At 67.4% G+C, this 13,757-nt stretch carries 12 protein-coding genes; 4 read left to right on the forward strand and 8 right to left on the reverse strand.

Translation table 11 applies throughout. The annotated features are described in order from the left end of the window. Positions 1–51: 51 nt before the first annotated feature. On the reverse strand, positions 52–477 hold the full coding sequence (locus B4920_RS10545; RefSeq protein WP_079434628.1) for a gamma-butyrobetaine hydroxylase-like domain-containing protein: 426 nt from the start codon (positions 475–477) through the stop codon (positions 52–54). Positions 478–642: 165 nt separating this feature from the next. Between B4920_RS10545 and phoB the strand changes: the two genes are divergently transcribed. Both phoB and phoR read left to right on the forward strand, forming a co-directional pair. Beyond that, entirely contained in the window at positions 643–1,353 is a 711-nt protein-coding gene (phoB, locus tag B4920_RS10550; protein WP_079434629.1) for a phosphate regulon transcriptional regulator PhoB, read from the forward strand. A gap of 3 nt (positions 1,354–1,356) precedes the next feature. Then, entirely contained in the window at positions 1,357–2,700 is a 1,344-nt protein-coding gene (gene phoR / locus B4920_RS10555) for a phosphate regulon sensor histidine kinase PhoR (RefSeq protein WP_254050903.1), read from the forward strand. Positions 2,701–2,711: 11 nt separating this feature from the next. On the opposite strand, the gene B4920_RS10560 is transcribed toward phoR, so the two are convergent. The 3 genes from B4920_RS10560 to B4920_RS10570 form a co-directional block, all read right to left on the reverse strand. Next, positions 2,712–4,331: a hypothetical protein gene (locus tag B4920_RS10560; RefSeq protein WP_079434630.1), complete on the reverse strand. Its 1,620-nt coding sequence runs from the start codon at positions 4,329–4,331 to the stop codon at positions 2,712–2,714. Between the two features lie 16 nt (positions 4,332–4,347). Continuing rightward, on the reverse strand, positions 4,348–4,788 hold the full coding sequence (locus B4920_RS10565) for an HIT family protein (protein WP_079434631.1): 441 nt from the start codon (positions 4,786–4,788) through the stop codon (positions 4,348–4,350). Positions 4,789–4,915: 127 nt separating this feature from the next. Beyond that, complete coding sequence (locus B4920_RS10570; protein ID WP_079434632.1) at positions 4,916–5,734, reverse strand: class II glutamine amidotransferase; 819 nt, start codon at positions 5,732–5,734, stop codon at positions 4,916–4,918. Positions 5,735–5,875: 141 nt separating this feature from the next. On the opposite strand from B4920_RS10570, the gene B4920_RS10575 reads away from it, so the two are divergent. After that, positions 5,876–6,688 (forward strand): NAD-dependent deacylase, encoded by an 813-nt coding sequence (locus B4920_RS10575; protein WP_079434633.1) that lies wholly within the window; start codon positions 5,876–5,878, stop codon positions 6,686–6,688. A gap of 62 nt (positions 6,689–6,750) precedes the next feature. Continuing rightward, entirely contained in the window at positions 6,751–10,107 is a 3,357-nt protein-coding gene (locus B4920_RS10580) for a DEAD/DEAH box helicase (protein ID WP_079434634.1), read from the forward strand. 57 nt (positions 10,108–10,164) lie between these two features. On the opposite strand, the gene B4920_RS10585 is transcribed toward B4920_RS10580, so the two are convergent. The 4 genes from B4920_RS10585 to B4920_RS10600 form a co-directional block, all read right to left on the reverse strand. Further along, positions 10,165–11,118 carry a D-2-hydroxyacid dehydrogenase gene (locus tag B4920_RS10585; RefSeq protein WP_079434635.1) on the reverse strand — a complete coding sequence of 318 codons (954 nt, stop codon included), beginning with the start codon at positions 11,116–11,118 and terminating at the stop codon, positions 10,165–10,167. An 87-nt stretch (positions 11,119–11,205) separates the two neighbouring features. After that, positions 11,206–11,829, reverse strand: a complete 624-nt coding sequence (gene cobO / locus B4920_RS10590; RefSeq protein ID WP_079434636.1) for a cob(I)yrinic acid a,c-diamide adenosyltransferase — start codon at positions 11,827–11,829, stop codon at positions 11,206–11,208. 127 nt (positions 11,830–11,956) lie between these two features. Continuing rightward, on the reverse strand, positions 11,957–12,739 hold the full coding sequence (locus tag B4920_RS10595) for an ABC transporter ATP-binding protein (RefSeq protein ID WP_079434637.1): 783 nt from the start codon (positions 12,737–12,739) through the stop codon (positions 11,957–11,959). After that, positions 12,736–13,719 (reverse strand): iron ABC transporter permease, encoded by a 984-nt coding sequence (locus tag B4920_RS10600; RefSeq protein ID WP_079434720.1) that lies wholly within the window; start codon positions 13,717–13,719, stop codon positions 12,736–12,738. Before B4920_RS10600 ends, B4920_RS10595 begins: the two co-directional genes overlap by 4 nt. Positions 13,720–13,757: the final 38 nt, after the last annotated feature.

A 13,757-nucleotide genomic window follows, 5' to 3' on the forward strand; every position in this document is an offset into this window, starting at 1 on the left:
GGAAGTGGGTGCGAAGCATTGGGTCGTCGGCACTCTGCCGACGACCAGGATTCAGTGGTGGTGACCGCAGCCACCGGATTTCGGGGCCGGCGGTGGTAGGTCGGCCGGATCACGGCTGCCACCCTCGGTGGCGAGGCGGAGCAGGTAGGATTCCCACAGTTCGTCGCGCCTTTCGCCGAGGTCGTAGAGGTAGTCCCAGGAGTACAGGCCGCTGTCATGGCCGTCGGAGAAGACCGGACGAATTGCGTAGTTGCCCACCGGCTCAAGGCGCGTGATGTCCACGTCGCGCTTGCCCAGTTGGAGGACTTCCTGACCGACGCCATGGCCGCGCACCTCGGCAGAGGGCGAAAAGACGCGCAGGAACTCATAGGTGAATTCGAAGCGCTTGCCGTCGTCGAAGGCGATTTCCATCCGGTGGGAAACCTGGTGCAACTTGATCTCGGTGGGGATGGGGTCGTCCTTGTGCAGGCCAGCCATGCGGGGCTCCGTGTCTCAATGGGCAATGTGCGAATGATACTCGAAGGCGGGCCCGGCTCCCCTTGAAGCCTGTCATTGCATGCTGGCAACGGGGTGTGACATGTCATGAAAAGTTCAAGTTGCTGAAATACACTGCCTGCGTTCAGAGATTCCATCGAGGTATCCATGCCTGCCACCATTCTGCTCGTCGAAGACGAGCCCGCTATCCAGGAATTGATCGCCGCCAATCTGATGCGCGCCGGCCACCATGTGGTGCGGGCATCGGACGCGGAAACTGCCCAGCGCATCGTCCGTGATGCACTGCCCGACCTGATCCTGCTCGACTGGATGCTGCCCGGCATGTCCGGTGTGGAGTTCGCCCGCCGCCTGCGCGGCGAGGAGCGTACCCGCGGCATTCCGTTGATCATGCTGACCGCCCGCGGCGAGGAGCAGGACAAGGTGCTCGGCCTCGAGTCGGGGGCCGACGACTACATCACCAAGCCGTTCTCGCCCCGCGAACTGGTGGCCCGCATCAAGGCGGTGCTGCGTCGCCGGGCACCGGAAACCACCGAGGATCCGGTCGAACTGGGCGGTCTGCGCCTCGACCCGGCGACGCACCGCTTGGCAGCCGGCAGCAACCCGATTACCCTTGGCCCGACTGAATTCCGACTGCTGCATTTTCTGATGACCCATCCGGAACGCGTCCATTCCCGTGCCCAGTTGCTCGACCAGGTGTGGGGCGACCACGTTTTCGTCGAGGAACGCACTGTCGACGTGCACATCCGCCGCCTGCGCTGTGCCCTCGAGCCCAGCGGTCACGATGGTCTGGTGCAGACCGTACGCGGCAGCGGCTACCGTTTCTCGACCCAACAGGAGACGCCGGCGGCGGTGCGCTGATCTGTGGGACTGTCTCTGGAAGATGTCACGGAAATCCGGCCGATCAGCTATATCCGTGTCGCGGTTCTCACGATCCTGACCGTCATCGCGCTGCTGGCGGCGGCGGTGGGCGTGTTCTTCGGTCTGGTGCCAGCACTCGCCACCTTCTCGGTGGCATTGCTGCTGGTCGGGCTATACCACATCAACAATCTCTTCAAGCTGGTCCGCTGGTTGCGCACACCTGTGGACGAAGCGGCGCCGCTGCCGCGTGCCTTCGGCCTGTGGGACTACGTGTTCGCCGACGTGAATCGACGCGCGAGTACCGCCAGCCGCCAGCAGGAGCGTCTGTCCGCAGCGCTGGAGCGCTTCCGCGAGGCCAGCCAGGCGATGCCCAACGGCCTCTTGTTCCTGTCGATGAGCAACACCATCGAATGGGTCAATCGACTCGGCGAGCAGCATTTCGGCCTGGATCGGGCGCGTGATCAGGGGGCGCCGGTGACCAACATCGTCCGTCAGCCGGATTTCGTGCGCTACCTGCAGGGAGGACATTACGAGGAACCCCTGGTGTTCACCGCAGGCCGTCCGATTGGGCGGACCCTGATGGTCCATGTTGTGCCCTTCAGCGACGACATGCGCCTGCTGATGTCGGAGGACATCACCCAGGGGGAGCGTCTGGAAGCCATGCGCCGCGATTTCGTGGCCAATGTGTCCCATGAGATGCGCACGCCGCTGACCGTGGTGAGCGGCTTCCTCGAGACCGTGATCGACGGGCTCGAGGATCTGGAGAAGGACGATATCCGCCATTACCTCGGTCTGGCGTCCGAACAGGCCGGTCGGATGCAGCGCTTGATCCAGGATCTGCTGACCCTGTCGGCACTGGAAACGGGGGCGCCCATCCTTCACGAGGAGCCGGTGGATGTGGGGACCTTGCTCGGGGAAATTCAGCAGGAGGCGCAGGTGGTCTCCGGCGGTCGCCATACGATCAGTCTGGACTGTTCGACCCACGCCCGCCTGCTAGGCAACAACAAGGAGTTGTACAGCGCCTTTGTCAACCTGGCGATCAACGCCGTGCGCTACACACCGGCCGGCGGCCACATCCGTCTCACCTGGCGGCAGCGCGGAGCGGTGGTGGAATACATGGTGGAAGACGACGGTATCGGGATTGCGCCGGAGCACATTCCGCGCCTCACTGAGCGTTTTTACCGGGTGGACCGGGGGCGTTCACGGGAAACCGGTGGTACCGGACTCGGCCTGGCCATCGTCAAACATGTGCTGAGCCGCCATCAGGGCGACCTGTTGATCGACAGCGAACCGGGGCGGGGCAGTCGCTTCACTGCCTGTTTTCCGGTCCGGCGCCTGGTGGCGTAAAACCGCCCAGCTCAGTGCTGCACGTATTCGTAGGTTGCCTGGTCGAAGTTCGTGCCTCGCGCCACCAGGGTCGTCAGGCGGATCTGCCGGGCCGTGGTGGTGTGCAGCTCAAGCACCCGATCGGCCTGGAACCAGCCACCCGGTAGCACGATCGTCGCCGGGGCCCGCATCGCGGCGATTTCCGGCAGCAGGAAGCCCTGAACATAGGGCTCGCTGGGGCTCACGTTGATGCCGGTGATGCGCACCGCGCAACTGCTCGGCAGGCCCGCCAGCAGGTGAATGCCGGTCAGCAGCGTGCCGTCCGGTTCGTACATCAGCCAGCTGACCTGGCCCAGCAGGTAATGGGTACCGTCGCTGGGCTTGATGCCGACCAGCTGGTGATGTTCGATCCGCTGGACCGGGTGCTTGCGCTGCAGCCTGAAGCCCGACACCGAGTGATCGACGGTTTCCCATGCATCGATGCTCGAACCACGTCGGATGGCCTCGGTTTCGGCATCCAGCAGCGGCGGGGTCGCACTCTCCTCGGCCCGTGCGCCGAAGGTGATGACATTGATGTCGTAGCGGCTGCCCATCAACTGGCGGCGATTGGGGGGCTCGAAGGGTTGCCCTGAGATGAGCAGGCCAATGCCGTCCCAGTCGGTGCAGATTTTGTTTTCGCCCTTCTTGTTGCGACGGGGAAAGCGCCGCCCGGCCGCCGACATGCCCCATGGGCGGTACAGGGAGACCAGCAGCCGGGCGCAGGCTGGCTGGGAGCAGTCGTCGCCAAGGCCGAGGGAAGCCGGGCTAGTTCCCTGCTTGAATTCCGCCAGCATGGCTTTGATCTGTGCGGCCAGGCGATGCCCGTCGAAACGGCGCATGCCGGGACGCGAGCCGATCAGGGCGATCGGACGCAGCCCATGATCCTCGTTGGGATCCAGGCCGTAGGCGCGGACATCGTCCTGCTCCCAACTGCTCTGCAGGACGCAATACGGTGCAAAGCGCTGGGCCCAGCGGCAGATCCAGTTGAGTTCGCGTTGATTGCGGCCGTAGGGGTTGGTCAGGTCCACCAGCAGCAGCGCGATATAGGCTTCGTCCGGGCTCTGGGCCTTCCAGGTGTTGTTGAGTGGGTCGATGACGCGGCTGTGCGTCGCGCCGGCCCGGTCTGCCTCGAGATAGGCGTCGTGGACTGCTTTCCACGCCCCTGGCGGCTCGGAGCGGTGGGCGCGGAAATGTTCGATGATGATCTGCCCGAGATACTGGATGCGGCGCTGGGCCAGCAAGGGCAGCTGGGCCCGGAACTCGTCCGAGCTGCTGGCATGGCCTTCGGCCAGGCGGGCGTAGGCGGTACTCAGCGCGGACCACAGGCGGACCACCTGTCGCAGTGTGGCGTCTTCGGCGCTGTCGGGCGGCAGCGGGTGAGCGGCGTAGCGGGACGACATCTCGTGCTGAACGAAAGTGATCGTCTGCCGCGATGCCTCGAGGACCTCGAGCTGTTCCTCGGGGCCCAGCGGACTGGCCAGCAGGCCTTCGAGCATGCGCACCAGCGTGGCGTGGCTCTCTCCGGCGTTGAGCGTGTGGAGATTCCTGAGCAGTTTGCGGTATTGCTCGACGCTGCGCAGGTCGGTGTAGGTGGTCTGCAGGCTGTCCGTCATGGCTACGGTCCCCGCTTCAGCCGGAAAGTTGCTCGGCAATTGCATTACGGATGGCCAGGGTCAGCCGTGCGTCGTCCACGTTGCGTGTCGTGCCGCTGCTGCTGCGCTGGACCTGTCCCCAGACGGGCTCCGGGAAATGGCGGTCGTCCAGCTCCCGCGGGATCAGGTGCCAGTGCAGGTGGGGCACCACATTGCCGAAGCTGGCCAGGTTGATCTTGGCGGGCTGGAAGCACTCGCGCAAGGCCACCTCGACGGCCATCAGGATGTTGAAGCAATGGCGCTGGTCCGCGGGCGATAGATCGCTCATCTCGGCCACATGCTCATTCCAGATCAGCCGGCAATAGCCGGGATAGTCCCTGTCATTCACCCGGATGACGCGGCAGCTGGCGTCCTGCCAGAGCACGTTTTCCGGATCCGGGAAGCATAGGGGGCAGTCTTTCGGCGAACTTGTCGGCATGGCGATAATGAGCTGCGGTCAGGTTGTATTGGACGATTCCGGTCCGGTCGGATTGCCGGTCTGCGGCAGGGGGCAGGGCCCGTCTTCCGCATGCGAAAGCAATGTCTGCTCATTTTGACACTAATCCTCAGCGCGCTGCAGCCTCCTGCCGAATGAAGGCGCGGGTGGCTGCAGAACCGGCGGCCACCGGCGTGCCGTCGACGAACAGGAGCAGGCTGCCCGGCTCGATGGGAACCCAGTCTTCATTGTCGGTGAGCGGCGTCGTGGCGACGATCGCCACCCGATCGGCCGGCGAGGTCAGCTCGCGGAAATCCACCGTGATGTCCTGGTCCTTGAGGTGGGCACGGTCGAACGGAGCCTGACGCACGATGTAGGTGAGTCGCGATGCACAGTGGGCGAACAGGCAGGTGCCGTTGGACAGCAGGAAGTTGAATTCGCCGTGGCTGCCCACCTCGGCGGCGATGCTGCGTATCACCGCGAAGAGCGCTTCCCGCGACGGTTCACCGTCCGGAAACTGGCGACGCAGCGACTCCATCAGGTAGCAGAAGGCACGCTCCGAATCGGTCTGCCCGACCGGCTGGAAATAGCCGCGCAATTCGGGATTGAAGCCGTTGAGATTGCCGTTGTGGGCGAACACCCAGTAACGGCCCCACAGCTCGCGCTGGAAGGGGTGGGTGTTCTCCAGCGTCACCACGCCCTGGGTGGCCTTGCGGATGTGGGCGATGACGTTGAGGGAATGGATCGGATAGTGGCGCACCAGCTCGGCCACCGGCGACTTGCTGCTGGCCTGGGGATCGAGGAAGACGCGCACCCCGCGCCCCTCGAAGAAGGCGATGCCCCAGCCGTCGCCATGCACATCGGTCAGTCCGCCGCGGGCCTGGAAGCCGGCGAAGGAGAAGCAGATGTCGGTGGGCGTGTTGCAGTTCATTCCCAGTAGCTGGCACATGGTGGTTCCGGTCCTCCTCGATGGACCCCGATTCGCCGATCGTTCGGGTCCTTATGCGATATGGCATTTGCCTTTCGGCGGCATGCGCCGCAACATTGCGTCCGGCGGGCTGTTCCCGCCGTCTAGTGTCAGGGATTCAGCATGACAGACCATACCCTAGCCGACTACGCTGCCCAAATCGAGGCCGCAGGTCGCCTTTTTGCCACCGCCCGGCGCATTTTGTTCATTACCGGTGCCGGCTTGTCAGCCGATTCGGGTTTGCCGACCTATCGCGGTGTCGGCGGTCTCTATGACGATGCGCATACCGATATCGGCCTGCCCATCGAACAGGCCCTGTCCGGCGCCATGTTCGCCCGGCGGCCGGACATCACCTGGCGCTTCCTGTCGCAGATCGAAGCCAGCTGCCGGGGCGCCCATCCCAATGCCGGCCACTATGCCATCGCCCGTCTCGAAGCCCTGCGCGACAATGTGACCGTGCTGACCCAGAACGTGGATGGCTTCCATCTGCAGGCCGGCTCCCGCGATGTCATCGAGATGCACGGCACGCTGCGCCGTCTGCGTTGTGTGGATTGCGGGCGCTGCCGCCATGTGGATAACTACGCCGGCCTGACGATTCCGCCCGAGTGCCCCCACTGCGGTGGCATCCTGCGCCCGGATGTGGTGCTGTTCGGCGAAAACCTGCCCGACCAGGCGGTGCACCGTTTCGAAACCGTGCTGGCCGCCGGGCCGGAGCTGGTTGCCTCGGTTGGCACTGGCAGTGCCTTCCCTTACATCGCGGGGCCCGTGCAGTGGGCCATCGAGCACGGAGTCCCGACCATCGAGATCAACCCGGGTCATACCCCACTGAGTGAGAGAGTAGACTTCCGCCTGCGTCTGCGTGCCGCCGAAGCCCTGCCGGCGCTGCTCGACGTCGCTGGGTTTTCCCTCGATTCCGGTCGCGACGCCCGCGGCTGAAGCTTCGCGGCGGCGCGGAGTGCGCCTAGAATTCCGCCTTTCGCCCGCCCGAAACCGCCGGCATGGATCTCGCACGTCTTCTCGCCCAGCTCGACGATACCCTCCTCGGTGAATTATTCACCGCCAACGCGTTGACCCGCGCCCGCGGCTACATCGGCCGCGTGCGCAACATCGAGGCGGCCGGCAACCAGCTGCAGGCCCTGGTGCAGGGCTCCGAGCCGGTGCCCTACCGGGTCAGCGTGCGCATCGAGCGGCGCGAGTTCTTCGGTGAAAGCTCCATCGAGCTGAACACCCGCTGCACCTGCCCGGTGGGCAGCCGCTGCAAGCACGCCGCGGCGCTGATCCTCGCCGCCCGCCGGCCCGGCAAGCTGGTGGACAAGCCCCGCGCCGAAGTGCTGGCCTGGGTGCGCACGTTGCGCGAGCGGGTGGACAAGGCCGCCAAGGTACGCAAGGCATCGGCACCGCGGGACAGCATCTTCTACCTGTGCCGGATCATCCGCCAGCTGGGCAGCGAGAGCCTGGAGTTCAGCCTGGTCAAGGCGCGTACCGGGGCCGATGGCGAGCTGACCGGCTCGGCCAGCGAATGGACCAACTACGAACAGGCCCTGCTGCGCCCGCCGGCCTTTGTGCGCGACGAGGACCTGTACGTCTTCCGCCTGCTGCGCGAGGCCAACCGCCTCGGTGGTGGCTATGGCTGGCCGTTGCTCGAAGGGGCGCCGGGCGTGGCCCTGCTGGAGGCGGCGGTGGCGACCGGGAGGAGCTACCTGGAAATGGACGACCGTAGTCACGCCCAGCCACTGCGCGGGGGTGCGTTGCGTCCGGCCGTGCTGGAATGGGTGCCCGGCGAGAGCGGCGTCAAGGCCCGCCTGGCCGCCGAGCCGGCTGCCACGCTGGTGCTGCGCACCGAGCCGCTGGTTTATGTGGACAGCAACCGTGGCGAGGTCGGCCGCATCCAGGTGGACGATGCACCGGTGATCGCCGAACTACTGGCCCTGCCGGCCCTGTCGGCGGTGGAACTACCGGTGGTAGCCAGTGCGCTGGCCGAGCTGGCGCCGGCCCTGCCGTCGCCGCAGGGCAGCAAGAGTGCCGAATTGCCGCTGGTGGACGCCCCTTGCCGGCCGGTGCTGACGCTGAACAGCATCTATTGCTGGAGCTGGCGCCGCCATCGCGGTTACGAGGCCGATTTCGGCGGCAGCGAATACGATGTGGCGAGCCCCGCCTTCGTCTATGGCGAAGCCCGCCTGGAGCCCGGTTCCACCCACGACGTGGCGACCCTGCAGGACGGCCGCGCGGTGCGCGTGAAGCGCGACCCGGAGGCCGAGAAGGCCGCCTGGCAGGCCTTTCTGGCGGCGGGGTTCATGCCCCTCAAGCGCGGCTGGCTGATCAGTCAGGGCATTCCGACCGAAGGTCTGTACGGGCTTGAAAGCGAAGCCCACTGGAGCCACTTCTTCTCCCTCGTCGCGCCGGTGTTGCGTGAGGTGGGCTGGCACATCGAGTGCCCGCGGGATTTCCGCCATCGCCTGCTGGTGGCCAGCGACTGGCACGTGGAGATCGAGGAGAGCGACGAGGGCTGGTTCGACGTGTCCCTCGGCGTCGAGGTGGAAGGCCGCCGCGTGGACCTGGCGCCGTTGCTGCACGCCGTCTTCAAGCAGGATGCGCGCTGGCTCGACCCCAAGCTGATCGAGCGCATCCCCGACGACAGCCAGGTGATCGTCCAGCTCGACGACGGCGACCGCGTCGCGCTGGCCGCCGAGCGGGTCAAGCCAATCGCCCGCACGCTGGTGGACCTCTTCGACAACCCGTCCGGCAGCATCCGCGTATCGCGCTTCGACGCCCCGCGCCTGGCCGACGTGCTCGGCGACGGCTGGCGGGCCAGCGGGCTGGAAAGCCTGGAGCGCTGGATCGAGCGCATCCGCGGCGCCGGCGTCATCAAGCCGGTGGCCGCACCGAAGGGCTTCGCCCTCGAGCTGCGCCCCTACCAGCTGGAAGGCTTGTCCTGGCTGCAGCACCTGCGCCGCCACGGCCTCGGCGGGATCCTGGCCGACGACATGGGCCTCGGCAAGACTGCCCAGACCCTGGCCCACCTGCTCGTCGAAAAGCGCGGCCGGCGCCTCGCCAAGCCGGCGTTGGTGGTGCTGCCAACCTCGCTGGTCTTCAACTGGCAGCGGGAGGCGGAGCGCTATGCGCCGGACCTCAAGGTGCTGAGCCTGCGCGGCAGCGGCCGCGCCGAGGCCTTTGCGAAGATCCCCGACGCCGACGTGTGTCTGACCACCTACCCGCTGCTGTGGCGCGACCGCGAACAGCTCGCCGCCCATGAATATCACTCGCTGATCCTCGACGAAGCCCAGACGGTGAAGAACGCCGCCAGCCAGGCCGCCCAGGTGGTGCGTACGCTGCGCGCCGAGCATCGCCTGTGCCTCACCGGTACGCCACTGGAAAACCATCTCGGCGAGCTGTGGAGCCAGTTCGACTTCCTGCTGCCGGGCTTCCTCGGCGACGTGAAGGACTTCACCGCCCGCTGGCGTACGCCGGTCGAGAAGTTCGGCGACACGGTGCGCCGCGATTTGTTGGCGAAGCGCATCGCGCCCTTCATCCTGCGCCGCCGCAAGGAACAGGTGGCCAAGGAGCTGCCGCCGAAGACCATCGTGGTACGCAGCGTCGAGCTCGACGGCCGCCAGCGCGATCTTTACGAAACGGTGCGGGCGACGATGGACCAGCGCGTGCGCGACGAGATCGCGGCCCGCGGCTTCGCGCGCAGCCAGATCGTCATCCTCGACGCGCTGCTCAAGCTGCGCCAAGTGTGCTGCGACCCGCGCCTGCTGAAGACCGATGCCGCTGCCAAGGTGAAGGAGCGGGCCAAGCTGGACTTGCTGATGGACATGCTGCCGGAGCTGGTGGACGAGGGCCGCAAGGTGCTGCTGTTCTCCCAGTTCACTGGCATGCTGGCGCTGATCGCCGCCGAGCTGGACGAGCGGCGCATCCGCCACGTGGCGCTGACCGGCGACACTGTCGACCGGGAAACCCCGGTCCGTCAGTTCCAGGACGGAGACGTGCCGGTCTTCCTGATCAGCCTGAAAGCCGGCGGCGTCGGTCTCAACCTGACCGCCGCCGATACGGTGATCCACTACGACCCGTGGTGGAACCCGGCGGTGGAAAACCAGGCCACCGACCGCGCCCACCGCCTCGGCCAGACCAAGTCGGTGTTCGTCTACAAGCTGGTGGTGGCCGGCTCCATCGAGGAGAAGATCCTCGGCCTGCAGGAGAAGAAAGCGGAACTTGCCGCCGGCATCCTCGCCGAGGACCACGAGGGCAGCGTCAAGTTTGGCGAGGACGACATCCGCGCATTGCTGGCGCCGCTGCCCGAGGCGAAGGGCGACGCCGAACCGAAGAAACGTGGGCGGCCGAAGAAGGTGGTCTGAGCCGCAAGGGCGAAGGAATCTGCCCGAGATTTCAGGTGCCTGCCCGGTCGCGTGGCTTCAGACCAGGCGGTTGCGTGCCTCACCGGCGGCGAAGGCCTCGATGTTGCCGGTCAGCTGGTCGGCCAGCGTTTGCATGGCTTCGCGGCTTGACCACGCTACGTGGGGCGTGAGGATGAAGTTGCCGGCGGTGAGCACGTCGGGGGCTAGCAGCGGGTTGTCGGTGGGCGGCTCCTCGGTCAGCACGTCGAAACCGGCGCCGCCGATCTGCCGGGCACGCAGCGCGTTCGCCAGCGCCGTCTCGTCCACCAGGCCGCCGCGGGCAGTGTTGATCAGCAGCGCGGTGGGCTTCATCGCCGCCAGTTCGGCGGCGCCGATCAGGTGGCGAGTGGAATCGTTGAGCGGGCAGTGCAGGCTGATCACGTCGGCTTCGCGGATCAGCTGCTCGAAGGCCACGTAGCCGTCACGCACGGTCGTCGCGCCCTTGTGCTCGCCACGGATCACCCGCATGCCAAAGGCTTCGGCGAGGCGCGCAACGCCCTGGCCGAGGGTACCGCTGCCGAGGAGGCCCAGGGTCTGCCCGGACAGATCGCGGATCGGGTAGTCGAAGTAGCAGAACTGCTCGCTCTTCTGCCAGCGCCCGGCGGCCACCGACTGGTGGTAGGGCACCAGCTGGCGGGACAGGGCCAGCATCAGCGCCAGCACGTGCTCCGGCACGGTCTCGCGGGCATAGCCGCGCACGTTGGAGACGACGATGCCGCGGGCCCGGCAGGCTTCCAGGTCCACGTTGTTGTAGCCGGTGGCGGCGATCGCCACCATCTGCAGGTCGGGCAGGCCGGCGATGATCTCGGCGGTGAGCTGGCGCTTGTTGACGATTGCGATGGTCGCGCCGGCCAGGCGCTCCGCCACCTCATGCTGGGCGGTGGCCTCGTATTCGGTCCATTGGTGGGCGAAGGCGGGGCGGCGGATGTCGGCGATCAGCGCGCCGGATTCCAGGTAGACGATGCGGTGCATGGCGGTCGGGGCGGCAAACGGAAATAAGGAATCAAGCTTACCGCGCCCGACCCGGCCGGCAGAACCGGGGTTTACCGCAGCCGGCGCTTAGAACTCCAGGCCGGCCTGGGCAGCGATGCCGGCCTTGAAGGCGTGCTTGACGACGCCCATGTCGGTGACCGTGTCGGCCGCCGCCATCAGGGCTTCCGGTGCGCCACGGCCGGTGACGATGACGTGCTGCATGGCCGGGCGGGCCTGCAGGTCGGCGATCACCTCGTTCACGTCCAGGTAGGCGTACTTGAGAACGATGTTGAGTTCGTCGAGTACCACCAAGCCGATCTCCGGATCGCGCAGAAAGGCCCGCGCCTGTTCCCAGCCGGCCTTGGCGCTGGCGATGTCGGCGCTGCGGTCCTGGGTGTCCCAGGTGAAGCCGTCGCCCATCACGTGCCAGCTGACCTCCGGCTGACGGCGGAAGAAGGCTTCCTCGCCGGTGTCGGAGCGGCCCTTCACGAACTGCACCACGCCAGCCTTGAGGCCGTGGCCGAGGGCCCGGGCCAGCACGCCGAAGGCAGCGCTGGACTTTCCCTTACCGTTGCCGGTGTTCACCAGCAGCACGCCGCGTTGGTCGGTGGCGGCGGCAATGGCCGCGTCGACGACGGCCTTCTTGCGTTCCATGCGGGCCTTGTGGCGGGCGTCGCGTTCGGTGTCGGAGGAGGTGTTGTGGTCGGTCATGGTGGTGTTTGTGGACTCGTTGGGGGTTGGGTTCTTGTGGTTTTCTTGTGAATTTCCTGTGGATTTCTTGTGGGGCGAATGAATTTGCCTCACAGCCACAACGGGCACAGTGCAGGTTTGGGAGCTGTCAGGCCGGCACGAACAGTGTCGCGGTGCCATCGGCGACGGCGCGTAGCGGATGGCCGAAGGCGGCTGACAGGCGTTCGGTGGTGAGCACCTCGGCGGCCGGGCCGAAGATGTGGCCGCCTTCGCCGTCGAGCAGCAGCACGTGGCTGGCGTAGCGGGCCGTCAGGTTGATGTCGTGGAGGACCATCGCCACGCCCGCACCGGAGGCGGCCAGGGCGCGGAAATGGTCGAGCACCGCGACTTCATGATGCAGGTCCAGGTGAGCCAGCGGTTCGTCGAGCAGGTACAGGCGCGGCCGCTGCACCAGCAGCGTGGCGATAGCGAGACGCTGGCGCTCGCCGCCGGACAGCGTCGGCACCTGGCGCTCGGTGAAGTCGCCCAGGCCCATGCTGGCCAGCGCAGCCAGTGCGATGGCTTCGTCTTCCGGACCTTCCCAGTCCCAGCGGCCCAGGTAGGGGTGGCGGCCGACGAGGGCGGTTTCGAGCACCGTCGCGCTGAAGAAGTCGGGCTGGCTCTGGGCCAGCAGGCCGCGCAGGCAGGCTTCATGGCCGCGCGGCCAGGCGGCGTAGGGCTGGCCGGACAGCAGCACGGTGCCGTCGGCGACGTCGCGCAGGCCGGCCAGGGTGTGCAGCAGGGTGGTCTTGCCGGCACCGTTGCGGCCGAGGATCACCAGGGTGTCTCCGGCCTGCAGCGTGAAGTCCAGTTCCCGCACCACGTCGCGGCGGCCCACCTGCACGGTGAGGTGGTCGGTGGCGAGGACTGCCGGGCGCACGTCCATCTTCATCGCGGATGCCTCGCCAGCAGGAACAGGAAGACCGGCACGCCGATCAGCGCGGTGAGCACGCCGACCGGCAGTTGGATCGGCGCGACCACCGTGCGCGCGGCGGTGTCGGCGGCGCACAGCAGCACGCCGCCGGCCAGCGTGGCGGCGGGCAGCAGCAGGCGTTGGTCGTTGCCGATGGCCAGGCGTACCAGGTGCGGCACGATCAGGCCGACGAAGCCGACCGAGCCGACGGTGGTCACTGCCACGGCGGTGAGCAGCGCGCCGAGACCATACACCAGCGCCCGCAGGCGGCCGACCCGCACGCCGAGGGCGCGGGCGGTGATCTCGCCGCGGGCCAGCAGGTTGAGTTCGCGGGCGAAGGGCAGGGCGGCCAGCAGGCCGATGCCCAGCAGGGCCAGCGCCGGCCACGGCCGGCTGGCGCTGCTGGCATCGCCCATCAGCCAGAACAGCATGCCCTTGACCCGGCCCTCGGGGGCCAGGCTCAGCATCAGCGCCACCGCCGCGCCGCAGCCGGAGGCGACGATGACGCCGGTGAGCAGCAGGCGGGTCTGCGTCCACGAGCCGTCGCCGTGGGCGAGGCCGAAGACCAGCAAGGTGGCGCCGAGGGCGCCGATGAAGGCGCCGCCGTCGATCCAGCCGGCGGTGGCGCCGGCCAGGATTGCGCCCAGCGCGCCGACCGCCGCGCCGCCGGAAATGCCCAGCACGTAGGGATCGGCCAGCGGGTTGCGCAGCAGCACCTGCATCAGCGCGCCGGCCAGGGCCAGCAGGCCGCCGCAGGCGAAGGCGGCAATGGCACGGGGCAGGCGCAGCTGGCGGACGATGTCCGCCTCCATGCCCCCTTCGCCGCTGCCCAGCGCGGCCAGCATGTCCTGCATTGATACTGGCATGGCGCCGGCCGACAGGGACCAGGCGAAGGCCGCCAGCGCCGCCGCCATCAGGCCGGCGATGACCAGCCGGGCACGCAGGCGCGTGCCGCGCATGCTGACTGGACGGTGTTGGGCGGTGGCGTGCCCGTGGG

The organism is Zoogloea sp. LCSB751 (assembly GCF_002028455.1).
Taxonomy (GTDB): domain Bacteria; phylum Pseudomonadota; class Gammaproteobacteria; order Burkholderiales; family Rhodocyclaceae; genus Zoogloea.

Bases quoted from the DNA above. Each gene is read 5' to 3' on its own strand.
- phoB (WP_079434629.1), top strand. From the start codon at position 643: ATGCCTGCCACCATTCTGCTCGTCGAAGACGAGCCCGCTATCCAGGAA.
- B4920_RS10570 (WP_079434632.1), bottom strand. From the start codon at position 5,734: ATGTGCCAGCTACTGGGAATGAACTGCAACACGCCCACCGACATCTGC.
- B4920_RS10545 (WP_079434628.1), bottom strand. From the start codon at position 477: ATGGCTGGCCTGCACAAGGACGACCCCATCCCCACCGAGATCAAGTTG.
- B4920_RS10595 (WP_079434637.1), bottom strand. From the start codon at position 12,739: ATGAAGATGGACGTGCGCCCGGCAGTCCTCGCCACCGACCACCTCACC.
- B4920_RS10580 (WP_079434634.1), top strand. From the start codon at position 6,751: ATGGATCTCGCACGTCTTCTCGCCCAGCTCGACGATACCCTCCTCGGT.
- cobO (WP_079434636.1), bottom strand. From the start codon at position 11,829: ATGACCGACCACAACACCTCCTCCGACACCGAACGCGACGCCCGCCAC.
- B4920_RS10575 (WP_079434633.1), top strand. From the start codon at position 5,876: ATGACAGACCATACCCTAGCCGACTACGCTGCCCAAATCGAGGCCGCA.
- B4920_RS10560 (WP_079434630.1), bottom strand. From the start codon at position 4,331: ATGACGGACAGCCTGCAGACCACCTACACCGACCTGCGCAGCGTCGAG.
- B4920_RS10565 (WP_079434631.1), bottom strand. From the start codon at position 4,788: ATGCCGACAAGTTCGCCGAAAGACTGCCCCCTATGCTTCCCGGATCCG.
- B4920_RS10600 (WP_079434720.1), bottom strand. From the start codon at position 13,719: ATGCGCGGCACGCGCCTGCGTGCCCGGCTGGTCATCGCCGGCCTGATG.
- B4920_RS10585 (WP_079434635.1), bottom strand. From the start codon at position 11,118: ATGCACCGCATCGTCTACCTGGAATCCGGCGCGCTGATCGCCGACATC.